We start from the raw sequence: 21,365 nt of genomic DNA on the forward strand, positions 1-21,365 counted from the left end.
GCATGACGAACGCACAGGTCACCGCCCTGCAGTACGGACTCATCGGCTTCTTCGCGCTGTGGACCGTCGTGCTGGTGCCGCAGCTGCTCACCCAGCTCGCGCGGCACGGTGGCCTACGGCTGCGCGGCATCGTCACCACCGCGGCCGTGCTGCTCTACGGGTGCATGACCTTCGCGGTCGTCTTCCTGCCGCTGCCCGGGCCCGGCACCCGGCGGCTGAGCCAGACCGTGCAGCTGCACCCGTTCCAGTGGATCACCGACATCCACACCGAGCTGCTGAAGCACGGTGAGCCGCTGTCGCAGTGGTTCATGACGCAGACGTTCCAGCAGGCCTGCATGAACGTCCTGCTGTTCGTCCCGCTCGGGGTGTTCGCGCGGATCCTGTGGCGCCGCGGGCTCGTCGGCACCACGCTGATCGGCTTCACGGCGTCACTGCTCATCGAGATCACGCAGGTCACGGCGAACTTCGGCACCGCGCCGTACGTCTACCGGATCTTCGACGTCGACGACCTCATGAACAACACGTTCGGCGCCGGCGTCGGCTGGGTGTTCGGGGCGCTCCTGCTGACCCTGCTGCGGGCCAAGCGTTCAACGGTCGACGTGCAGCCGGCCCGGAGCCAGCGGATCCACCTCGCCCAGACGCGCTAACCGAGCCTTGCGCTGCAGGGCGGCGCGCTTCGCGGCCCGGCGGTCCTCGAGAACGACCACGACGGCCGCCACGGCCAGGACCAGCGCGACCAGCCCGAGGACGATCGGAAGCTGCACGAAATCCTCCTCGGTACGACGCTGTGCGGGAGATCACACAGGGTACGCAGGTCGGTGGCGAATTCGCTACCCCCGGCGACGAGCCCGTGCGGCGAACCAGGTCCGGTCCGCGGAGAGCCAGGCGTCGAAGATCAGATCAGCCGAGGTCAGGACGACGTCGAGATCGATCCGGCAGCAGGTGAACTCTTGGTCCCAGTGCCGGCTCCCGGCCGAGTAGCGGACTCTCGCGGACAGGAGATCGCCGTCGCGAACGACGTCGGCCAGTTCCACGCCGACCTCGCCGAGCCGCCCGCCCTGGCCGGTCCGCACGGCGTCGAACCACTCCGGCGGATGCCACTCGACGATCAGCCGCCCCGCCGGCCCGAGATGCCGCCGCGCGGCGGCGAGCAGGGCGTGCCGGTCGTCGTCCCGCGCGGTGTTGATCAGGTGACTGCCGAGCAGGACGGCGTCGAACTCCCGGCCAAGGTCGAGATCCCCGATCCGGGCGTGGACGGTCTCACCCCGGACGTGCGCGAGCATGGCAGCCGAGTCGTCCACGGCGACGACGTCGTGGCCCAAGGCCAGCAGCGGATGCGTGACCCGGCCGGTGCCACACCCGAGTTCGAGGATCGAGGCACCCGGCCCGGCCGCGGCGTGCACGATCCCGGGTTCGCCGCCGGGCGGGAGCAGGAGGTAGACGTCGACGGCACAGCCGTCCGCGGTGACCGGCCCGGGATCCATGCCCCCGAGCTTGCCGGAAATCCGCCCCGAGCCCCCAAAAGCACCCCCCACCCTCCCTGGGGGCCGGCCCCGCCTCCAGCGTATCGGCGCCCACCGACGAACCCGGTCAGCGCGCCAAGATCCCGCGCAGTTGTCCACAACAGCGGCAGCCTGTGGACAACCGGCGCAACAGCCGCGTGCAGCCAGCTCCCGAGCCGAACACGCGGAACCGGACGGGTGATCGACGTCGCGGGCAAGGGGACTTGTGTCGTGCCGGTCCGAAAGTCGTACCGGAGACTGGACGGGTGAACACCCGACCCACCAAGGACCAGCTGACCGCCGCGTACGGCACCACCATTCCGGACGTCATCGCGGCCGGCCTCGACGTGCTGTTCTGCGGGATCAACCCCGGCCTCTACTCCGGTGCCCTCAAGCAGCACTTCGCGCGGCCCGGGAACCGGTTCTGGCCGGCGCTGCACGGCGGCGGCTTCACCCCGCGGCGGTTCACCCCCTCCGAGCAGGACAAGCTGCTCGACCTGGGGCTCGGGGTCACGAACGTCGTCGGCCGGGCCACCGCCCGTGCGGACGAGCTCACCGACGACGAACTGCGCGACGGCGGGGAAGTGCTGACCGCGAAGGTGCTCGAATTCCGGCCGCGGTGGCTGGCCGTGGTCGGGATCACGGCGTACCGGACCGCGTTCGGCTTCCCGAAGGCGCGCGTCGGCCCGCAGGAGCTGCTCATCGGAGGGACACACGTGTGGGTACTCCCGAACCCGAGCGGCCTGAACGCCCACTGGACGCCCGACGGGCTGGCGGCGGAGTTCGCCGCGCTGCGGGCCGCGGTCGTGAGTCGCTAGCCCCGCTCGCACCCTGCTGACCAGTCACAACCCGCATCCAACCGGCACCTTGGACGTTAGAGGGGGACGAGCCGGGAGGACGCGAATCGACACGGGCCACCCTCAGTAGCACCCGCCGCCCCATCAGGTCGTTCTGCTCCCGGTCGAGCAGCCGTCCCGGAGGGGATTTCTACCCAGAGTTTGCTGTAACCGGCGGGTTGGGCCATGAGGGGGAACTGGCGTCATGAGCTGCGAACTTGCGACTCGTACCAAGCAGAGGGAGTCACTTTTGGCCGGTCCCGGCAGGGGGGACCGGGTGGTGCCGGACCGCGTGAAACCGAGGGGACACGTCCGGCGTCCCAAGAGCGACGGCGCAGAGACGGAGGCCCACGATGCACGGCATCGAGCCCACCCGCAGGCCCACCGGGCCTGCCGGACCCGGCGGGCGCAGTCTCGGCGTGGCGGTCGTCGATCCGATCCCGATCTACCGAGACGGCCTCGCCGCGCTGGTCCACCGCAGCCAGGGGCTGCACTGGGCCGGCCAAGCGGCGAGCCACCACGCCGCGTTGCAGCTGTGCGAGCAGGTGAAACCGGACGTCGTCGTGCTCGACTCGGCGCTGGATCCGAACTGCCACCTGACGAAGCTGCTCAACGCCGGCGACCCGGCGCTGATCATCGTCACGCTCGTCCGTGACGTGAATCGCACGCAGCAGTACCTGGCGGCCGCGATCGCCGCCGGGGCGCACGCGATCGTGCCGCGGTCGATCGATTCACGACGGCTCGCCGAAGCGATTCGGCGGGCGCACACCGAGCGCCGGTACATCGATCCCGGACTGGCCGCGCTCACCGCCCGGCCGAAGCGGTCGACCGTGCCGAAGGGGGACCTCGCCCACGACAGCCCACCGGCGCCGCGCGGCGGGATGCCGCTGTCCAGACGCGAATACCAGGTGTTGCAGCTGGTCGCCGAAGGGCTTGAGAACTCGGCGATCGCGAAGCTGCTCTTCCTGTCCGTCGAGACCGTGCGGACCCACGTGAAGAGCATCCTGCGGAAGCTCTCGGCCCGCGACCGGACACACGCCGTGACGATCGCCTTCCGGGGCGGGATACTGATCGTCCGAGCGGACGACGGCCACGTGCCGGTGACGGCGGACACAACGGCCATCCCCGGCCACCGCTGACCCGGGTCACGCTGCTCGAGGCCCACTTTTCGGGGGATTTCCGGTACTCGGAAGTGCGGATCTGCTTGCTCCAGTTACCCGCAGGTAATATCCTGAAGTTACCGGCGAGTAAGGCGAGTGTGTGCCCGGCCGGGGAGCCGAACACATTGGAGTGACGACATGGGCCACTACAAGAGCAACGTCCGAGACCTGGAGTTCAACCTCTTCGAGGTACTCGGCGTTCAGGAGCGCCTGGGCAAGGGTGTGCTCGCCGAGTCGGACGAGGAGACCGCGCGCGGGGTGCTGGCCGAGCTGAACAAGCTCGCGTCCGGCCCGCTGGCCGCGTCCTTCGCCGACGCGGACCGCAACCCGCCCGTGTACGACCCGAAGACCTTCAGCGTCAAGATCCCCGAGTCGTTCAAGAAGAGCTACCAGCAGCTCCTCGACGGCGAGTGGTGGCGCCTGGGCCTGACCGAGGACCTCGGCGGCTTCGGCCTGCCCCCGACCGTCCAGTGGGCCGCGTCCGAGCTGATCCTCGGCGCCAACGCCCCGCTGTTCATGTACCTCGCGGGCCCCAACTTCGCGATGATCGTGAACAAGAACGGCACCGAAGAGCAGAAGCACTGGGCCGAGCTGATGATCGACCGGGCCTGGGGCGCCACGATGGTGCTGACCGAGCCGGACGCCGGTTCCGACGTCGGCGCCGGCCGCACCAAGGCCGTCCAGCAGGAGGACGGCTCCTGGCACATCGACGGCGTGAAGCGGTTCATCACCTCCGCCGAGCACGACATGAGCGAAAACATCATGCACCTCGTGCTGGCGCGCCCCGAGGGTCCCGGCATCGAGACCAAGGCCGGCACCAAGGGCCTGTCGCTGTTCCTCGTGCCGAAGTTCCACTTCGACACCAAGACCGGCGAGCTGGGCGAGCGCAACGGCGCCTTCGTCACGAACGTCGAGCACAAGATGGGCATCAAGGCCTCGACGACGTGCGAGCTGACCTTCGGCCAGCACGGCACCCCGGCCAAGGGCTGGCTGCTCGGCGAGGTGCACGACGGCATCGCGCAGATGTTCCAGGTCATCGAGTACGCCCGGATGATGGTCGGCACCAAGGCCATCGCCACGCTGTCCACCGGCTACCTCAACGCGCTCGAGTACGCCAAGGAGCGCGTCCAGGGCGCCGACCTGCCGAACATGCTGAACAAGGCCGCGCCGCGCGTCACCATCACGCACCACCCGGACGTCCGCCGCTCGCTGATGCTGCAGAAGGCGTACGCGGAGGGCCTGCGCGCGGTGTACCTGTACACGGCGTCGTTCCAGGACCAGCTGTGGACCGGCGAAGGTGACCAGAAGGTCGCGCACGGCGTCAACGACCTGCTGCTGCCGATCGTCAAGGGTGTCGGCTCCGAGCGCGCCACCGAGCAGCTCGTGCAGTCGCTGCAGACCCTCGGCGGGTCCGGCTTCCTGCAGGACTACCCGATCGAGCAGTACATCCGCGACGCCAAGATCGACTCGCTGTACGAAGGCACCACGGCGATCCAGTCGCTGGACTTCTTCTTCCGCAAGATCGTCCGCGACAAGGGCGCGTCCCTGGCCTTCGTCGCCGGCGAGATCACGAAGTTCATCGAGTCCGAGGCGGGCAACGGCCGGCTCAAGAACGAGCGCGGGCTGCTCAAGCAGGCCCTCGAGGACACCCAGGGCATGCTGGGCTCGCTGATCGGCTACCTGACGGCGTCGCAGGAAGACCCGCAGAACATCAACAAGGTCGGCCAGCACACGGTCCGGCTGCTGATGTCCGTCGGCGACCTGCTGATCGGCTGGCAGCTGCTCAAGCACTCCGAGGTCGCCATCGCCAAGCTCGACGCGGGCGCGTCCGCCAAGGACGTCCCGTTCTACGAGGGCAAGATCGCCGTGGCGTCGTTCTTCTCGAAGAGCGTGCTGCCGGAGCTGACCGCGCGTCGCGCGATCGTGGAGGCCGCGGACAACGCGCTCATGGAGCTCGACGAAGCCGCGTTCTGAGTCACGTCCGAAGGGGCCCTTCCCGCTGGGGAGGGCCCCTTCGCCGTGTCCGGCAGACGTAGTAACGATGCGGCGGCGAGGAGGGTAATTCCCGGTACACGGTGTTTCGCCGTCACCCACCCGGGGCACTCCGACCATCGAGCCGCGGCACCCCGGAACACCGGGACCGCGGATCCCTTGAGAGGAGAAGCGATGACTATCGCCAGCGTCGTCGGCGCCATCATCATCGGTCTGATCATCGGTGTGCTCGGGCGACTGGTCGCACCCGGCAAGCAGAGCATCCCGATCTGGCTGACGATCCTGATCGGTATCGTCGCCGCGTTCATCGGCACGGCGATCGCGCGTGGCATCGGCTACGCCGACACCAACGGGATCGACTGGCTGGAGATCCTCACCCAGGTCGTCCTCGCCGCCATCGGCGTCAGCATCGCCGCCGGGGCCTACGGCCGACGCGGCGTATCGAGGTAACGCGCCAGCGCACCACCACCAGGCCGATCCGGCCCGGTTCGCCGTCGGGGGCGGGCCGGGCCGGATCTTTTTGTGTGTCACCCCATCGAGGGTTCAAACGGGCAGGTCGCGCCGAGCGGTGTCACGGTTGTTCTTATTCGGCAATCCGAGGAGGCACCCGTGCTCGGCGGACTTTGGGGCATCATCTCGACGATCATCGTGGGCCTGATCCTGGGCGTGCTGGGCCGGCTGTTCGCGCCCGGCGACCAGAAGATCCCGATCTGGCTGACGATCGTGGTCGGCATCGTGGCCGCGTTCATCGGCAACTGGCTCGCCGGCGTGTTCGGCGTCCGGGACACGAACGGCATCGACTGGATCCGGCACGTCTTCCAGATCGTCGCCGCTGTCGTCGGCGTCATCGCGGCTTCGGCGATCTACGCGCGGATCAAGGGCGGCAGCCGCACTAACGCCTGACCGACGCGCGCGCCAGCACCACGGCGAACCCGGCTCCGACGAGCAGCAGCACGGCGGCCCCGGTCATCGTCGTGGTGATGGCGTGCGCGGACGAACCCCCGGCCAGGGTCAGGAAAGCACTCCCGAACGTCGCGACGCCGACGACCTGGCCCAGCTGCAACGTCGTGGTCAGCAGCCCGCTGACGTCCGCCGCGCTCGCGAGCGGGACGTGCGTCAGCGAGTGCGCCATCAGGGACCCGAACGCCGGTCCCATCGAGAGCCCGAAGAGCATCAGCGCCACGAAGAACAGCGCGCCGCCGTGGCCGCCGTCGCGCAGGCTCAGCGCCAGCAAGGCGTACGCCGCGGCGGATCCGGCGTACCCGATCGGCGTCACCGCCGCGTGGACGCGCGCGGGCAGCCTGTGCCAGAAGAACCCGCACAGGCCGAAGACCACGCCGCCGGGTGCCATGGTGAGCCCGGCCGTCAACGCCGTGTCACCCAATCCGGTCTGAAGGTGCAGGGCCAGGCAGAACAGGAAACCGCCGTAGGACGCGACGCCGGCGGCCAGCGCGGCCAGACCCGGTGCGACGCCGCGGATCCGCAGCACGTCGAGGTTCACCAGCGGGTCGCGCACCCGGCGTTCCACGACCACGAACAGCGCAGCCAGCAGGGCGCCGGCGACCAGTGAGGCGAACGTCCAGGCGGGCCAGCCGGTCTCGTGCCCGAGCACCAGCGGCAGCACGACGAGCACCACGGCCGGCACCGCGATCGCGAGCCCGGCGAAGTCGAGCCGATGGCCGTTCCGGGTGCCGCCACCGGGCACCAGCTTCGCCGCCAGCACCGCGACGAGCACGCCGATCGGCACGTTCACCAGGAAGATCGGCCGCCAGCCCGCGCCGAACAGGTCCGCGCCGACGAGCACGCCGCCGACCACCTGGCCGGCGACGAACGCGACCGAGATGACCGCGGTGTACGCGCTGAGCGCCTTCGCTCGCGCGGGGCCGCTGAACTGCGCCTGGATGACGCTGATGACCTGCGGCATCATCAGCGCGGCGCCGGCGCCCTGGGCGATCCGGGCGACGATCAGCGTTCCCGCACCGGGCGCCAGGCCGCACAACAACGAGAAGACCGTGAAGGCGACGACGCCGGTGACGAACATCCGGCGTCGCCCGTACAGCTCGCCGAGCCGGGCGCCGGTGATCAGCAGCATCGCGTAGCCCACGGTGTAACCGGACACGACGAGCTGCAGCGCGGCGCCGGACGCGTGCAGGTCGGTGCGGATGTCGGTCATGGCGACGTTCACGACGGTGACGTCCAGCAGCGCCATGAACTGGCCGAGCAGCAGCACGCCGAGCATGAACCACGGCCGCGTGCTCCGGCCCGGGACGGCCGGAGCCGGGGTGGTGAGTGTCATGCCCTGACCCTGCGGCTCTTTCGCCTGCGGTACCGAGAGTCCGGTGATGCTGGTACTGGCGGCACCTGCTTCGTTCCAAAACTGTCGTACCCCTCGGGCACTATGCCCACATGACCCAGACGCAGGTCCCCGTGAGCCGCCGGGAGGAACTCGGCCGGTTCCTCAAGGCGTGCCGGGCGCGGATCGGCCCCGAGGAGGTCGGGCTCGCGCCCGGCCCGCGCCGTCGCACGAGCGGGTTGCGGCGGGAGGAGGTCGCGCTGCTCGCCGGGGTCGGCGTCACCTGGTACACGTGGCTGGAGCAGGGCCGGCCGATCAACGCGAGCGCCCAGGTCTTCGACGCCGTCGCGCGCACACTGCGGCTGGACCACACCGAGCGGGAACACCTCTACCGGCTGGCGGAGCTGACCCCTTCGCGGCTGCCGTCGGCGGTCGAGGTGGTGCCGGACGCGGTGTGCGAGGTCCTGCGCGCGCTGGAACCGTTGCCGGCCACGGTCGTCAACGGCCGGTTCGACGTCCTCGAGTCGAACGCGGCGCACGAGGAGCTGTTCTGGGAGTGGCACAGCCTGCCGTGCCTGCACAAGAACCTGCTCTGGTGCTGCGTCACCGAACCGAACGCGCGGGCGTTCCTGCTTAACTACGACGAGGAGGTACCGCACATGATCGCGCGGATGCGGGCCGAATACGGCCGGCACCTCGGCGACCCGGGCTGGGCGGAGGACATCCGGCGGCTTTCGGCGCTGAGCCCGGAGTTCGCCGAGCTGTGGGCGCGCAACGAGGTCGCCGAGCCACTGGCCCGGCTGCGGCGGTTCGACCACCCGCGGGCCGGGCGGCTGAACTTCCGGCTGACCGAGCTGGCGGTGTCGGAGGTGCCGGGCCTGCGGATCCAGGTGTCGACGCCGGATGACGCGGCCACCTGGGCGTTGCTGCCCACGACCCGCCGCCGGGAGGGCTCATGACGTGGCTCGATCTGAGCGGGCAGGGGCTGACGTCGGTGCCCTCGGTACCGGACGACGTCACGCGCCTGGACCTGGACCGCAACCGGCTGACGTCCGTGCCGGCGCTGGGTTCCGCGTTGGAGCACTTGAGCCTGTACGCGAACGAGATCTCCGTCGTTCCGCTGTCGCTGTGGCAGCTGACCGGGTTGCGCGTGCTCAACCTGGCCACGAACTCGTTGACCGAGCTGCCACCGGGGATCTCCGCGTTGTCGTCGTTGCACACGCTCGACCTGGGGCACAACCGGTTCCCGGCGTTGCCGGACGAGCTGGGCGACCTGGCCGGGCTCACCGAGTACCTCTACGTCAGCGACAACCGGCTGACGGAGTTCCCGTCGTCGTTGGGCCGTCTGGGGAAGCTGCGGTACCTCGGGTGCACGGACAACCGGATCGAGTCGCTGCCCGACCTCTCCGGGCTCGCGTCGCTGCGCGAACTCCGGCTCTACCACAACGAACTGGCGGCGTTGCCGGAGTCGATCGGCGCGCTCGGCTCCCTGCGGGAGCTGCACCTGCGGGGCAACCGGCTGCGCGAGCTGCCGGCGTCGATCGGGGCGTTGAGCGAGCTGCGTCAGCTGGACCTGCGGGAGAACTCGCTGGTGACGCTGCCGGCGTCGGTGGCCGGACTGTCCAAATTGGACAAACTGGATCTGCGGTGGAACAAGCACTTCCGGGAGCCGTCGTGGCTGCGGGACTTCGAGGAGGCGGGTTGCATGGTCCTTCGCTGACAACTCAACACAGGATCGTCGGACGCGGACCGTAGGTCGCGGTGTGCGACGTCCGGCGGACCTCGGCGCCGCTCGCGACGTCGTAGAGCACGCGCGTGTCGGTGACGCTGAAGCCGGGTGTGCCGATCGACGGCTGGCACGGGGTGGCGCCCCCGAACTGCACCGGCGGCGGGTCGCCGGGCGTCTGCCCGCCGGTCGAGCCCTCGACGCGGTAGTGCCGGGTGCCCCAGATCCGGACCGTCACGGAGTCGCCGGACACCACGGCCTGCAGCGCGATGCCGGTCTGGGCGTCGTCGGTCAGCTTGAGCTCGACCGGGCTGCTGTCGGCGTTGATCGCCTTGGCGTCGCGGCCGACGGGGTAGCGGTCGAGGTAGGTGTCGTGCTCGAGGTGACCGCCGTCGGCGAGGCCGGCGAGGTAGCCCGCGTTGTACAAAGTGGACGCCAGCTGCGAGACGCCGCCACCGACGACGGTCGGACCGGTGCCGTCTTCGTTGGCCGGGGCGGGCACGTAGCCGTTGTCCGCGGTGCGCGGGCCGGAGCGGCCGCCGAGGCTGAACGTCTCGCCGGGCTTGACGATGGTGCCGGACACGCGGTCGGCCAGCGTGCGGTTGTTCGTCGCCGCCGGGCCGGTGAGCCCGCCGGTGGTGAACTCGCCGATGACCTCCGTGATGCCGAGCGCCCCCGCGGCTTCGGTGGTCACGCCGGGCTTCGACGCGTTGTAGGCGACGGGCAGATCGCGCCCGTCGGTCTTCTTGAGGACGTCGATCAGCGGGAGGAAGGTCTTCTCCCAGTTGATCTTCCGGGCGTCTTCGGACGGGTCGACGGCCGGCTGGTCGCCGGCGAAGACGATCTGCGCGTCCTTGCCGTCGGTCTCGGTGCTCGCCAGGCCGTCCTTGAGCGCGGCCTGCAGCTTGCCCTGGTCGATCCGCACCTCGACGGCACCGCCTTCGACGGGCGCGAACTGGAACGAGGAGGCGATCGCGTCCGGCTTGAGCGGCACGTCCTTGCCCTGCCCGTGCACCACAACCGGCTTGGCGACGGCGGGCACGACGATCTGCTGGAACGCGGCCTGCACCCCGGCGGCGGTCGCCCGCACCGGCGTGATGGCCATCGTCAGCTTGACGCCACCCGGGTCGAGCCAGTGCTCGGTGACGGCGTGGACGGCGCCCGCGAGATCGGTCAGCTGCTGCCCTTGGCGCGGCAGGATCGGGTAGGGCGTGACGCCACCATCGCTGCCCGGCAACGGCATGAACCCCACGGCACCCTCGGTGGCGGCGTGGTCGAGCTTGCCGTCGGCCAGCGCGCGGACGGCCTGACTGGTCTGGTTCTCATCGGTCCGGGTAGCGACACCGACCTCGCGACTGGTGAAGAAGGACATGATCCGGGTGATCGGACTGAGCGGCTGGTGCCCGGCGAGCCCGAGGGTGTTGGGCCAGTCGAGCCCCAGCCCCGAGCGCGCCGGAACGAGTTCGGCCTGGACATCCCCACCGTGCACAACAACCGGCCGGGTAAGCCGAGGCTCGAGTTCCCTGCGCAGCTTGGCTTCCGCCTCGGCATGAGTCATGCCGCCGACACCGATCCCGGCCACGGTAACCCCCCGCGGCACATCACCGGCACTGGAGAGAAGGTCGACGGCGTAGAGGATGACGAAGAGCCCCAGCGCCAGCCCGACGATCATCATCGTGCGAGCGACCCCCTTGCGCAGCTTGCGCGCAGGAGTCTCCGGTGGGGGCAGTGCCGCAGGGTTCTCGAGAAGTTCGCCAAGCAGGTCCTCAGCGAAGAGATCAGTGGTGACAACGGCATCGTCGACAGGCTCAGCACCAGGCACCGCCTCGATGGCCACAGTCTCAGCAGCGGCAGCAGCCCGCTCATCGGGCCACGGCCCTGGCTGCGCCACGTCCTCAGCGGACTCGCCGGGCCAGGCCCCAAACGGCGCCGCACCCCCAACAGACTCAACCGGCCACGCCCCAGACCGCGCCGCACCCTCGACAGCGGCACGCTCGTCCGGCCACGGCCCTGGCTGCGCCGCGTCCTCAGCAGCAGCGACTGGTTCTTTCAGCGACTGCACAGATTCGGCACCGTCTGTGGCCGGCGCCGCGGGCTCGTCCGGCTGCAACGCGGGCTCGGCAGCGGATCCCGCCTCGGCAGGCGCCGCTTCAACCGCAGCCCCTTCCTGCAGCGTTCCGAACTCGGCGGCGGGCAGTACCTCCGCAGCAGCCGCCCCGTTGGCCACAGGACTCTCGATTCCGCCGACGGACTGTGGCTCGACGGGCTGTGGCTCGACCGACGGCACCGCGACCGTAGGCACTTCCGGCGACAGCGCGGGGTCACCGGCGGTCAGCACCTCGGCACCGACCGGCCCGATCGCCACAACGACCCCGGAATCGGCGGCGAACTGCACCTCACCCGCTGACCCGTCCCACAACACCCCGGAATCGGCGGCGGCTGAACTGGCCACTGCGTCCGCAGCCGCCGACTCGGAATCAGCGGCGAACCGCGCCTCACCCTCAGGCCGTTCCCGCAGCGCCCCGGGGCCAGTGACAAGCGGCACCTCAGCACCGGCCGATCCGTCCACGGCGGTCAACTCGGAATCGGCGGCGAACTGCGCCTCACCCGCGAGCCCGTCCGGCAACACCCCAGAGTCGGCGACAAATGGCGCTCCAGCACCGGCCGCCGCAGCTGGCTCGGGATCGGCGGCGGGCTGCTCCCCGGCTGTGGACTCATTCCGCAACGACCCGGAGGCGGTGGCGAGGGGCAACTCAGTGTCAGCCGATCCGGGCGCCGTGGCTGGGTCGGATTCAGCGGTGGATTGTGCCTCGGCAGGCGACACCTCGGCCGCGGGCTCCGCCGTCGGCGAGTCCGAAGCAGCACCCGGCTCCGCGGCAGCCGACCCGTTTACGGCAGGTGGCTCCGCAGCTGACCCATTCGTGGCGGGTGGCTCCCCGGCAGTGGCCCGGTTCGCGAAAGGCGGCTCCGCGGCAGTCGCACCCCTCGCAGCGGCTGGCTTTGGTTGGCCGGCGTCCGGTGCTTCGCGCACGTCGGCGCGGTTGTGCGCCTCGTCGTCTGCCACGCCCTGCCCTCCGCCGGGCCCTAGAGGTAGAGCCCGGTGCCGTGTTCGGTCCGTTCGGTCGCTACGGCGTGGATGTCGCGTTCGCGCATCACCAGGTGCCCCTCGCCCTGGATCTCGACCTCGAGCTGGTCCTCCGGGTTGAAGAGCACGCGGTCGCCGAGATTGACGTTCCGCACACTGTTCCCGATGCCCAGTACATCACCCCACGAGAGGCGGCGCGCGACCTGCGCGGTGGCGGGGATCACGATGCCACCGCTGCTGCGCCGCTCGCCCTCTTCCGGCGACAGCCGCACGAGTACCCGGTCGTGCAGCATCTGGATCTCGAGTTTCGGCCCGTCAGACACGGTCCGCATCCTACTCGGCGTCGCGCGGCTCCCCGGCCATGACCAAGCTCAGCTCGCTCGCCCCGCCCTCCTCGAACCGCACCGGGACGCCCCAGTCCTGCCGGGTGATCCGGCACGCGGGGTGCGCACCGCCGTCGTCACAGCTCGCCGCCTGCGCGACGACCTGCAGCACGCCCTCGGTCACCCCCGGCGCGAACCGGATCTTGCGGGTCAGCTCGGTCCCGACACCCGTGCCGTCGGCCAGCAGCTCCGGCGGTGACGCGCTGATCTCCAGCCGCGTCGACGGGCCGTACCGGTCGTCCAGCTTCTCGCCGGGCGGCGCGGTGAAGACGACCGAAAAGTCGATCTCGCCGGGCGCGAGGACCGTCGGCGGGCGGCGCACGGCGTGCGCGTCGCCGGTGACCACCGAAGGCTCGCTCGCCGGCACCGGGCCGATCCGGTTGCCCGCGGACTCGACGACCAGCAGCCGGCCGTCGGTCAGCAACAGGCCCTGCGGCTCGGCGAGGCCGGTGGCGAGCGTCGTCACCTCACGCGTGAAGAAGTCGAAACGGCGGACAGCTTCGTTGTAGGTGTCGGCGATCGCGATCCGCGCGCCGGGCAGCACGGCGAGGTCGAGCGGGTGCTGGAGCAGCGCCTTGTCGGCCGGGCCGTCGGTGTGGCCGAAGGAGAAGAGGTCGATCCCGATCGCCGTCTGCACGGTGAACGAGTCGCCCGCCGGCTCGATCCAGCGCAGGGCGGACGTCTCGGCGTCGACGAGCCACAACTTGTCGCCGTCGGCGGCGAGGCCGGACGTCTGCGCGAAGAACGCTTCGCTGACGTCGCCGTCGCGGAGGCCTTCGACGGTCGTCCCGGCGAAGCGGTGGATGCTCCCCGACACCGGGTCGAACACGCTCAGCGTGTGGTTGCCGGCCATCGCGACGACGACCCCGCCGGCCGGGCCCCACCACTCGACGTCCCACGGGCTGCTCAGCTCGACGTCGACGCCCTTGCCCGAGTCCGGCCCGTTGCGCCACTGCGCGCCGGTGCCGGCGACCGTGGTCACCTCGCCGGTGATCAGGTCGAGGCCGCGCAGCCGGTGACCGGCCGTGTCGGCGACGACGGCGTGGTAGCCGGCGCGCTCGGCGACGTCGTAGGGCAGCAGCGCGATGCCCGACGGCTCGGTGAACGTGGCGACGTCGAACGGCCCGTCCTGCCCGCCACGCTCTCCGCTGCCGAAGCGCCGGATGACCGTCTCGCCGTCCGAAGCGAACTCGACGACGGAGTGGTGCCCGGTGTCGGCGACCAGGATGCGGCCTTCGGCGGTGGCGACGGCCTTGCTCGGGAACCGCAGCTCGCTCTGCTGCTCCTCGACCGGCACGTACGGGCTGCCGCCGCGGCGAAGCGTCCCCTTCGCTTCGTGCTTCTTCACGAGGTCGGCGATGACGCGGCGAAGCGCCTCTTCGTGCCCTTCACCGGCGGCGACGTGGACGACGTAACCCTCGGGGTCGATGACCGCCAGCGTCGGCCACGCGCGGACCGCGTACTGCGACCACAGCTCCATCTTCGGGTCGTTGACCACCGGGTGGTGGACCTCGTACCGGCGCACGGCGGCCTCGATGGACGCGCGCTCGCCCTCGTGCAGGAACTTCGGCGAGTGGACGCCGATCGTGACCAGCACGTCCGCGAACTCGGCCTCGAGCGGGCGCAGCTCGTCGAGGACGTGGAGGCAGTTGACGCAGCCGCTGGTCCAGAAGTCCAGCAGCACGATGCGGCCGCGCAGTTCGGCCAGGGTGATCGGGCGGCCGCCGGTGTTCAGCCAGACGTCGCCGCGCAGCTCGGGAGCGCGCACGCGGGCCTGCGGTCGGGGAGATGTCACGGCAAGAGTGAACTACACGCGCTCACGCTCTGTTCCGGAGTCCGGCCGATGAGAGAACAAACTCACCCGACCGGGGTCACCCCTGGCCGCACGTCAAGAGAGCAGAAAAGAACGCGCGGCGGGGTCGGGCGCCACTTACGCTCTTGGGTCATGACTCCCGTCCAGCCGACTGGCGCCCTCTCCCCGGAGGAGGCGCGGCACCTGCAGGAAAACCTCCGGGAACCGGTGCGTCCCGGGCTGAGCGAGGCCGAGCTCGACGACGTCGAGCGCCGGTTCGGCTTCCGCTTCGCCGCGGACCACCGCACGTTCCTCGCCGCGGGCGTCCCGATCGGCGACCGCTGGCCTGATTGGCGCTGCGGCAACCCCGAGCAGCTGCGCAAACGTTTGGCCTGGCCGGTCGACGGCGTCCTGTACGACGTCGAACACAACGGCTTCTGGCTGCCCGACTGGGGCACGCGCCCGGTCGGCCCCGAGGACGCGGTCCGCGAAGCGGGGCACCGCCTGGCCGACGTGCCGCAGCTCGTGCCGGTGTGCGGCCACCGCTACCTGCCCGGTCTCGCCGGCACGTCCGGTTACCCGGTGTTGTCGGTGTACCAGACCGACATCGTCGTGTACGGCTCCGACCTGCGGGATTACCTGCAGCGCGAGTTCGGTACGGGCGGCATCTGCACGGCCCCACCGGACGGCCCGCGCTACATACCCTTCTGGTCCCGCTTCATCGACTAGCTTCGACGGCGGTTTTGAGCCGCGCGAGGGTCGCGGCGATGTTCGCCGTGTTGGCCTCGCGCCGGTTCCAGACGCCGGTGACCGTCGACGTCGGCACGCGGAACCACGCCGGCCGCCGCTCCCACATGCTTTCGACGACGACGCAGCCGGCACCGGCGGCTTCGAAGTCGTACTGCCACCGCGCGACGGGCAACCCGACCGAGGTCACCTCGAAGCCGAACCGGCGGCCCGGATCGGCGTCGGTGATGGTGGACAAGGTGCTCCAGCGCCGCAGGCCACGCCGGTTGCGCCCGCGGAACCGGGCGCCGACAACGGGCCCGCGCGCCCGGCCGACCCATCGGTGCCCGGCGTACTCCTCGGCGACGTCGGCCAGCCTCGCCGGGTCGCTGACCAGTGCGTACACGGCTTCCGGAACCGCGCCGACCTCGATCCGGCCGGTGGCGTCGGGTTGACTCAAGGTGACCTCCGCGTCGAGGGTGACATACCGAGGGTATGTCACCGACCGCGGTCAGGTGAAGAGCCTGTGGATGACTTTCGGGCGATGTGGACAACTCGACGCCCAGCGGCCGGAAAAGCCGGTTCTGTCGGGGGTGACCGATACGCTGGACGTGGGACGCCCCCCAGGGAGTGGTGGGGGCTGTCTGGGGTCCGAGAGGGGGGCGCCGCAGCTGGCGGGTGTGCGGGTGTCGAGGAGCGACTTGGGGTTTCTGGGGCTTTATCGCGCTGGTTCTAGAGATCCGCAGAGAGCGCGAGAATCAGTTCTCCCGGCGCAGCATCCGGCTCACGCCCGCGGCTACCGTCGTCGCCAGGATCCAGCCTGAGGCCGTGAAGCCCGCCGCTACCCAGTTGTCCGCTCCGTGCATGTACCAGCGGGACTTGTTGCCGAAGTCGACGATCGGGACCAGCAGGTCCGCTGTGTAGATCACCGGGTTCCACTGCAGGCCCGTGTCCTGCTGGTTCACCACGCACCTGGGGCCGTTCGCGATGATCTGGTGGGCCTGGTCCGTGGCCGGCCAGCCGACGCAGTCGTCCGTACCCAGGCCGAACCACAGGCTGCCCAGCACCAGCAGCGTGAACAGCCAGCCCAGCGCGCGGACCGGGCGGTAGCCGTAGCCGACCATCGAACGCTGGAGCCAGCTCCACAACCGGACGCCGGGGCCGAAGAACTTGAAGCCGCGGGCAAGTGCCTCGTAGCGGAACTGCTGTTTGCGCAGCGCGACCGTCGACGCGTGCTCTTCGTTGCCCGCCGCGCGGAGCATGTGCGCGAGCTGGTCGTACGGGCCCGGGCGGTAGCCGCGCATGGCCTTGCGCAGCAGCTCGATGCGGTGGTCCAGGGACTTGTCGTCGTCGAGCGGGATGCCCTTCTTCAGGGCGTCGTAGCGGAAGTCCTCCAGCTCGATGCCCTCGGTCGAGGCCCAGAACGCCTCGTTGTCCGTCAGCGTCCCGCAGTGCGCGCGGCGCAGCACCACGCGGCCCGCCGGGGGGCTGCTCGGCGTGAACGTGAACTCGTCCGCGGCGACGTCGCCGGCGTCGAGGGCGACGTTGAACGGCGGGAACGAGCCCAGCTGGGCGCCGCGGATGTCGACGCGCCGCGCGACCTGGGCGCCGTCCAGGTTGACGCCGCCTTCGGCGACGAACGGGCGGCTGTTGTCGTCGCGCAGCAGGAGGTCGCGGCCGATCCGGCCGGTGCGGACGTCGAGGGAGAAACTGCTGGTCGCGCGGCGTCCCGGGTCCGTCAGCCGGGTGCCCGCGAGGTTGATGCTGCCGCCGACCTCGAGGCCCTGCAGACGCAGCGTGCCGTGGATCGTGGCGTCCGTGAGCTGGAAGTTGCCGGCGATCTTCGAGCGCCGCGCCGAGAAGACGTCCCGGCCGGGGTGGCGGAACATCGAGTTCCAGGCCAGGAAGTTGCCGCCGATGGTGACGTCGGCCAGCCGCAGCTGCCCGGCCGGCACGCGCAGGCTGGTCGCCTCGATGTCGCCGCCGATCTCGGTGCCGTCCAGGTGCAGCGCCCGGTCGTAGTACGGCGGGGTCTTGCCGCGCACGACGCTGATCTCGGCGCCGGCCAGCCGCAGCGAGCCGCCGATCCGCGCGTTGACCATGCGCAACGTGCCCAGCGCCTGCAGGCCGTCGGACAGCTCGAGGTTGCCGTCGACGTTCAGCCGGTCGGCGACCAGCGCCGGGCGGGGGTCGAGGTACGGGTCGTTCGACTTCCACGCGTCGACGGCGATCGGGCCCTGCTGCGACACTGTCAGCTTCGCCTCGCGCAGGATGATGTCGCTGTCCACCGTGGCGCTCGGCAGGTACATGATCCCGGTGGCGGAGAAGCGTTTGCGCTGGCTGGCCGGGCCGTAGTTGTCGACTTCGCAGAGCAGGCTGCCGCCGATGTGCAGGCCGTTGCCGTTGAGCGCGAAGCCGTCCGGGTTGTTCAGCGTGGCGCCGGAGAAGTTGACGTTACCGCCGGTCCGCAGGCCCGGGAGCCGGACTTCGCCGTTCGCGACCATCCGGTAGGCCAGCAGCGCGCCGGTGAGCACCAGCCGGTCCGCCTGGATCGCCTTGCCGTGCGGGTGCGAGATCACCGTCCGGGTCAGCACCATCGAGCCTTCGATCACCGCGTCCGTCAGGTTGACGGCGGCGTTCGGCATGCCGCGTTCGCGGTCGTCGCCGCGCTGGACCGTGGTCTCCTCGATCTCGCGGTCGTCGCCGTCGACCTGCACGACGCAGCGGATCAGCCGGACGTCGTTGCGGCTGCGCATGTTGCGGGCCTTGAGCCCGGGCAGCCAGCACTTGCGGAAGACCAGGCCGAGCAGGTTCGCCTCGCGCACATCCGGCGGCTGCTCGAACCGGCAGCGCTCGAACCGGAAGAGGTATTTCAGGTCCGCGGCCCGCAGGTCCAGCGTCCCGGTGATGTAGGCGTCCTCGACGTAGACGATCGGCGCGTTCGTGGCCTGCCGGCGCCAGCGCAGCAACCCGCCGTTGCCGGGTTTCAGCAGCTCGGAGGCCTTGACCTCGTAGCGCTTGTCGGGGATCCCCGCGAACGGGTCCAACGGCGGCAGCGCGCTTTCGGTCGACATGGCCCGATCTCCCCTCGCCCCGCCACCAAGGTAGCGAAACCGCGGCGGAAACGGTGCCGGAACACCGTTTCCGCCGCGAGATCCTCAGGCGTTGGGGTTGAGCACGCGGGCGAGGAACGACTTGGTCCGTTCCTCCCGCGGGTCCCCGATGACCTGGTCGGGCGGGCCCTCTTCGACGACGACGCCGCCGTCCATGAACAGGACCTTGTCCGCCACCTCACGCGCGAACTGCATCTCGTGCGTGACGACGACCATGGTCATGCCGTCCTTGGCGAGCTGCTTCATCACGCCCAGGACGTCGCCGACGAGCTCCGGGTCCAGCGCGGACGTCGGCTCGTCGAACAGCATCAGCTTCGGCTTCATCGCGAGCGCCCTGGCGATCGCGACGCGCTGCTGCTGCCCACCGGACAGCTGCGCCGGGTAGTTCTTCGCCTTGTCACCGAGGCCGACGCGGTCCAGCAGCTCCAACGCGCGTTGCCGCACCTGGGCCTTCGGCTCGCGGCGCACCTGGATCGGCGCCTCCATCACGTTTTCCAGCGCGGTCATGTGCGGGAAGAGGTTGAACCGCTGGAACACCATGCCGATGTCCTTGCGCTGGAACGCGACCTCGCTCTCGCGCAGCTCGTGCAGCTTGTCGCCGCGCTGCCGGTAGCCGACGAGCACGCCGTCGACGTAGAGCCGGCCGGCGTCGATCTTCTCGAGGTGGTTGATGCAGCGCAACAGCGTCGACTTGCCCGAGCCGGACGGCCCGATCAGGCAGAGCACCTCACGCTCCTGCACCTCGAGGTCGATGCCCTTGAGGACGTCGACGGTGCCGAAGCTCTTGCGAATCTTCTGCGCGGAAACGACCGGGGTCATCCCGACACCCCCGCTCCACCCTGCGCGCCACCGGAGCCGAACCGGAAACCGAGCATCCGGCCCGCCCACCTGGTCTTGTTCGCCTCACCGCGCGAAGTGCCGCGCGAGAACCGTTTCTCGATCTGCATCTGGATCAGCGTCAGCACCGACGTCATGAACAGGTACCAGGCCGCGGCCGTGATCAGCAGCGGCACGGTCTTGTAGTTCTGCGAGTAGATGGTCTGCGCCGCGACCATCAGCTCGAAGTACCCGATGACCACGACCAGTGACGTCGTCTTCAGCATGGAGATCGTCTCGTTGCCGGTCGGCGGGATGATCACCCGCATGGCCTGCGGGAGGATGATCCGCCGCAACGTCCGCGTGCGGCTCATGCCGAGCGCGCCCGCCGCTTCCAGCTGGCCGTCGTCGACCGACTGGATGCCGCCTCGCACGATTTCCGCCATGTACGCGGCTTCGTTGAGGCCCAGGCCGAGCAGCGACGCGGTGAACTGCGTGATCAGCTGGTTGGTGTCCCAGCTGACGAACTCGGGGCCGAACGGCACCCCGAGCCCGAGCCGCGGGTAGGCCAGCGCCAAGAAGTTCCAGATGATCAGCTGCGTGATCAGCGGGGTCCCGCGGAACAGCCAGACGTAGAGCGCCGCGGCGCCCGACGTCAGCGGGTTGGGCGAAAGGCGCATGACGGCCAGCAGGATGCCGCCGACGATCCCGATCAGCATCGAGATCACCGTCAGGATCAGCGTGTTCTGCAGGCCGCGCAGGATCCGGTCGTCGAAGAGGTAGTCCCCGACGACCGGCCACTGCAGCGCGTCGTTGGTGATCACGCTGCGGAGCACGATGAACGCGATGAACAGGATGATCACGCCGGCCACCCAGCGCCCGTAGTGGCGCACCGGGACGGCCTTGATGGGCTCGGCGTCGATCGGCGCCCCGGTCGGGGGCGCCTCGGAGGAACTGGACACGCGAACTAAGTCCTATCTCAGCTGGCCGGGTTGATCTCCGACTTGGTGACCGCACCGGCGGCGTTCAGGCCCCACTTGTCCATGATCTTCTTGTAGGCGCCGCTGTCGATCAGCTTCTGGATCGCGCCCTGGACGGCCTTGCCGTAGTCGCCGCTGTTCTTCGGCAGCACGATGCCGTAGGGCACGGTGTCGTACGGCGTGCCGACCGACTCGAGCTGACCGTTGGTCTGCTTGACCGCGTAGTCGATGACCGGGGAGTCGGCCAGCTCGCCCTGCACGCGCTTGGCGGTGAGGGCCAGGTTGACGTCGGTCTGGGCCTGCAGCTGCGTGACCTCGATGGCGGGCTTGCCGCCGCCGGTGCAGGCGGCGTTCTTCTTGTCGAGGTCCTCGACCTGCGTGGTGCCCTTCTGCACGGCGATCTTCTTGCCGCAGAGGTCGTCGACCTTCAGGCCGTCCGGGTTGCCCTTCAGCACGGCCAGCGAGGTGCCGGCGCTGAAGTAGGAGATCATGTCGACCGACTGCAGCCGGTCGGCGTTGATGCTGAACGACGAGATGCCCATCTCGTACTTCTTGGCGCCGAGGCCGGGGATGATGCCGTCGAACGAGGAGTTCTGGAACTCCATCTGCACGCCGAGCACCTGGCCGATGGCGGTGCCGAGGTCGACGTCGAAGCCGGTGGCCTTGCCGTTGTCCTGGAACTCGTTCGGCGGGTAGCTCTGGTCCTGCCCGACGAGGATCTTGCCGTCGGTTTTGACGTCGGCGGGCACCAGCGCGGCGAGCGCGTCGTCCTTCGCGACCGTGCCTGCGTCACCCGATCCAGTACCCGCCGGAGCGGCACTGCTCGAGCCGACGTCGCCGGCACCGCTACCACCCGCGCCGCAGGCCATGGTCAGTCCGACCAGGGCGAATGCCGGCAACAGGGCGAGCGCCTTGAGCTGGGGTCCTCGGGCCACGTCGTCACTCCTCGTAGTTCTCAGTT

The 21,365-nt window shown here is 70.0% G+C and carries 20 protein-coding genes; 9 read left to right on the forward strand and 11 right to left on the reverse strand.

Annotated features, from left to right (window positions below):
- Positions 1-2: 2 nt before the first annotated feature.
- Positions 3-647, forward strand: a complete 645-nt coding sequence (locus MUY22_RS11405) for a VanZ family protein (RefSeq protein ID WP_247059430.1) — start codon at positions 3-5, stop codon at positions 645-647.
- On the opposite strand, the gene MUY22_RS11410 is transcribed toward MUY22_RS11405, so the two are convergent.
- Both MUY22_RS11410 and MUY22_RS11415 read right to left on the reverse strand, forming a co-directional pair.
- The gene (locus MUY22_RS11410; protein WP_247059431.1) at positions 588-764 is read right to left on the reverse strand and encodes a hypothetical protein; all 177 of its coding nucleotides are present in this window, start codon (positions 762-764) and stop codon (positions 588-590) included. The two genes, MUY22_RS11405 and MUY22_RS11410, sit on opposite strands and share 60 nt — an antisense overlap.
- Positions 765-830: 66 nt before the next feature.
- Positions 831-1,484: a class I SAM-dependent methyltransferase gene (locus MUY22_RS11415; RefSeq protein ID WP_247059432.1), complete on the reverse strand. Its 654-nt coding sequence runs from the start codon at positions 1,482-1,484 to the stop codon at positions 831-833.
- A 284-nt stretch (positions 1,485-1,768) separates the two neighbouring features.
- Between MUY22_RS11415 and mug the strand changes: the two genes are divergently transcribed.
- The 5 genes from mug (at position 1,769) to MUY22_RS11440 (ending at position 6,393) form a co-directional block, all read left to right on the forward strand.
- On the forward strand, positions 1,769-2,320 hold the full coding sequence (gene mug / locus MUY22_RS11420) for a G/U mismatch-specific DNA glycosylase (RefSeq protein WP_247059433.1): 552 nt from the start codon (positions 1,769-1,771) through the stop codon (positions 2,318-2,320).
- 371 nt (positions 2,321-2,691) lie between these two features.
- Positions 2,692-3,477 carry a response regulator transcription factor gene (locus tag MUY22_RS11425; RefSeq protein ID WP_247059434.1) on the forward strand — a complete coding sequence of 262 codons (786 nt, stop codon included), beginning with the start codon at positions 2,692-2,694 and terminating at the stop codon, positions 3,475-3,477.
- 159 nt (positions 3,478-3,636) lie between these two features.
- On the forward strand, positions 3,637-5,472 hold the full coding sequence (locus MUY22_RS11430; RefSeq protein WP_247059435.1) for an acyl-CoA dehydrogenase: 1,836 nt from the start codon (positions 3,637-3,639) through the stop codon (positions 5,470-5,472).
- Positions 5,473-5,664: 192 nt separating this feature from the next.
- Positions 5,665-5,940 (forward strand): GlsB/YeaQ/YmgE family stress response membrane protein, encoded by a 276-nt coding sequence (locus tag MUY22_RS11435; protein WP_247059436.1) that lies wholly within the window; start codon positions 5,665-5,667, stop codon positions 5,938-5,940.
- 159 nt (positions 5,941-6,099) lie between these two features.
- Positions 6,100-6,393: a GlsB/YeaQ/YmgE family stress response membrane protein gene (locus tag MUY22_RS11440; protein WP_247059437.1), complete on the forward strand. Its 294-nt coding sequence runs from the start codon at positions 6,100-6,102 to the stop codon at positions 6,391-6,393.
- Here MUY22_RS11440 and MUY22_RS11445 read toward each other — a convergent pair.
- On the reverse strand, positions 6,383-7,786 hold the full coding sequence (locus MUY22_RS11445) for an MFS transporter (protein WP_247059439.1): 1,404 nt from the start codon (positions 7,784-7,786) through the stop codon (positions 6,383-6,385). The genes MUY22_RS11440 and MUY22_RS11445 overlap by 11 nt on opposite strands.
- Positions 7,787-7,896: 110 nt before the next feature.
- Between MUY22_RS11445 and MUY22_RS11450 the strand changes: the two genes are divergently transcribed.
- Together MUY22_RS11450 and MUY22_RS11455 are read left to right on the forward strand one after the other, a co-directional pair.
- Positions 7,897-8,742 (forward strand): helix-turn-helix transcriptional regulator, encoded by an 846-nt coding sequence (locus MUY22_RS11450; protein ID WP_247059441.1) that lies wholly within the window; start codon positions 7,897-7,899, stop codon positions 8,740-8,742.
- Positions 8,739-9,503 carry a leucine-rich repeat domain-containing protein gene (locus tag MUY22_RS11455; RefSeq protein ID WP_247059443.1) on the forward strand — a complete coding sequence of 255 codons (765 nt, stop codon included), beginning with the start codon at positions 8,739-8,741 and terminating at the stop codon, positions 9,501-9,503. The genes MUY22_RS11450 and MUY22_RS11455 overlap by 4 nt, the downstream gene beginning before the upstream one ends.
- Before the next feature lie 4 nt (positions 9,504-9,507).
- Here the strand turns inward: MUY22_RS11455 and MUY22_RS11460 are convergent, their stop codons facing one another.
- The 3 genes from MUY22_RS11460 to MUY22_RS11475 all read right to left on the reverse strand — a co-directional run bounded on the left by MUY22_RS11460 (position 9,508) and on the right by MUY22_RS11475 (position 14,745).
- Positions 9,508-11,340 (reverse strand): VanW family protein, encoded by a 1,833-nt coding sequence (locus MUY22_RS11460; RefSeq protein WP_371827668.1) that lies wholly within the window; start codon positions 11,338-11,340, stop codon positions 9,508-9,510.
- A gap of 1,253 nt (positions 11,341-12,593) precedes the next feature.
- A complete protein-coding gene (locus MUY22_RS11470) occupies positions 12,594-12,926 on the reverse strand; it encodes a co-chaperone GroES (RefSeq protein WP_247059446.1) in 333 nt (110 codons plus the stop codon).
- A 1-nt stretch (position 12,927) separates the two neighbouring features.
- Positions 12,928-14,745: an NHL domain-containing thioredoxin family protein gene (locus tag MUY22_RS11475; RefSeq protein ID WP_247063816.1), complete on the reverse strand. Its 1,818-nt coding sequence runs from the start codon at positions 14,743-14,745 to the stop codon at positions 12,928-12,930.
- A gap of 177 nt (positions 14,746-14,922) precedes the next feature.
- Between MUY22_RS11475 and MUY22_RS11480 the strand changes: the two genes are divergently transcribed.
- On the forward strand, positions 14,923-15,498 hold the full coding sequence (locus MUY22_RS11480) for a hypothetical protein (protein ID WP_247059447.1): 576 nt from the start codon (positions 14,923-14,925) through the stop codon (positions 15,496-15,498).
- Here the strand turns inward: MUY22_RS11480 and MUY22_RS11485 are convergent.
- The 5 genes from MUY22_RS11485 to MUY22_RS11505 all read right to left on the reverse strand — a co-directional run bounded on the left by MUY22_RS11485 (position 15,488) and on the right by MUY22_RS11505 (position 21,339).
- Positions 15,488-15,955 (reverse strand): SRPBCC family protein, encoded by a 468-nt coding sequence (locus tag MUY22_RS11485; protein ID WP_247059448.1) that lies wholly within the window; start codon positions 15,953-15,955, stop codon positions 15,488-15,490. The genes MUY22_RS11480 and MUY22_RS11485 overlap by 11 nt on opposite strands.
- Before the next feature lie 298 nt (positions 15,956-16,253).
- Positions 16,254-18,569, reverse strand: coding sequence for an oxidoreductase (locus MUY22_RS11490; protein ID WP_247059449.1), 2,316 nt, complete (start codon positions 18,567-18,569; stop codon positions 16,254-16,256).
- Positions 18,570-18,653: 84 nt separating this feature from the next.
- Complete coding sequence (locus MUY22_RS11495) at positions 18,654-19,427, reverse strand: amino acid ABC transporter ATP-binding protein (RefSeq protein WP_247059450.1); 774 nt, start codon at positions 19,425-19,427, stop codon at positions 18,654-18,656.
- A complete protein-coding gene (locus MUY22_RS11500) occupies positions 19,424-20,386 on the reverse strand; it encodes an amino acid ABC transporter permease (protein ID WP_247059451.1) in 963 nt (320 codons plus the stop codon). The genes MUY22_RS11495 and MUY22_RS11500 overlap by 4 nt, the downstream gene beginning before the upstream one ends.
- A gap of 17 nt (positions 20,387-20,403) precedes the next feature.
- Entirely contained in the window at positions 20,404-21,339 is a 936-nt protein-coding gene (locus MUY22_RS11505; RefSeq protein WP_247059453.1) for an ABC transporter substrate-binding protein, read from the reverse strand.
- Positions 21,340-21,365: the final 26 nt, after the last annotated feature.

The sequence above is a fragment of the Amycolatopsis sp. WQ 127309 genome, from assembly GCF_023023025.1.
Taxonomy (GTDB): Bacteria; Actinomycetota; Actinomycetes; order Mycobacteriales; family Pseudonocardiaceae; genus Amycolatopsis.

Bases quoted from the DNA above. Each gene is read 5' to 3' on its own strand.
- MUY22_RS11405 (WP_247059430.1), top strand. From the start codon at position 3: ATGACGAACGCACAGGTCACCGCCCTGCAGTACGGACTCATCGGCTTC.
- MUY22_RS11415 (WP_247059432.1), bottom strand. From the start codon at position 1,484: ATGGATCCCGGGCCGGTCACCGCGGACGGCTGTGCCGTCGACGTCTAC.
- MUY22_RS11425 (WP_247059434.1), top strand. From the start codon at position 2,692: ATGCACGGCATCGAGCCCACCCGCAGGCCCACCGGGCCTGCCGGACCC.
- MUY22_RS11430 (WP_247059435.1), top strand. From the start codon at position 3,637: ATGGGCCACTACAAGAGCAACGTCCGAGACCTGGAGTTCAACCTCTTC.
- MUY22_RS11435 (WP_247059436.1), top strand. From the start codon at position 5,665: ATGACTATCGCCAGCGTCGTCGGCGCCATCATCATCGGTCTGATCATC.
- MUY22_RS11445 (WP_247059439.1), bottom strand. From the start codon at position 7,786: ATGACACTCACCACCCCGGCTCCGGCCGTCCCGGGCCGGAGCACGCGG.
- MUY22_RS11450 (WP_247059441.1), top strand. From the start codon at position 7,897: ATGACCCAGACGCAGGTCCCCGTGAGCCGCCGGGAGGAACTCGGCCGG.
- MUY22_RS11455 (WP_247059443.1), top strand. From the start codon at position 8,739: ATGACGTGGCTCGATCTGAGCGGGCAGGGGCTGACGTCGGTGCCCTCG.
- MUY22_RS11470 (WP_247059446.1), bottom strand. From the start codon at position 12,926: ATGCGGACCGTGTCTGACGGGCCGAAACTCGAGATCCAGATGCTGCAC.
- MUY22_RS11480 (WP_247059447.1), top strand. From the start codon at position 14,923: ATGACTCCCGTCCAGCCGACTGGCGCCCTCTCCCCGGAGGAGGCGCGG.
- MUY22_RS11490 (WP_247059449.1), bottom strand. From the start codon at position 18,569: ATGTCGACCGAAAGCGCGCTGCCGCCGTTGGACCCGTTCGCGGGGATC.
- MUY22_RS11495 (WP_247059450.1), bottom strand. From the start codon at position 19,427: ATGACCCCGGTCGTTTCCGCGCAGAAGATTCGCAAGAGCTTCGGCACC.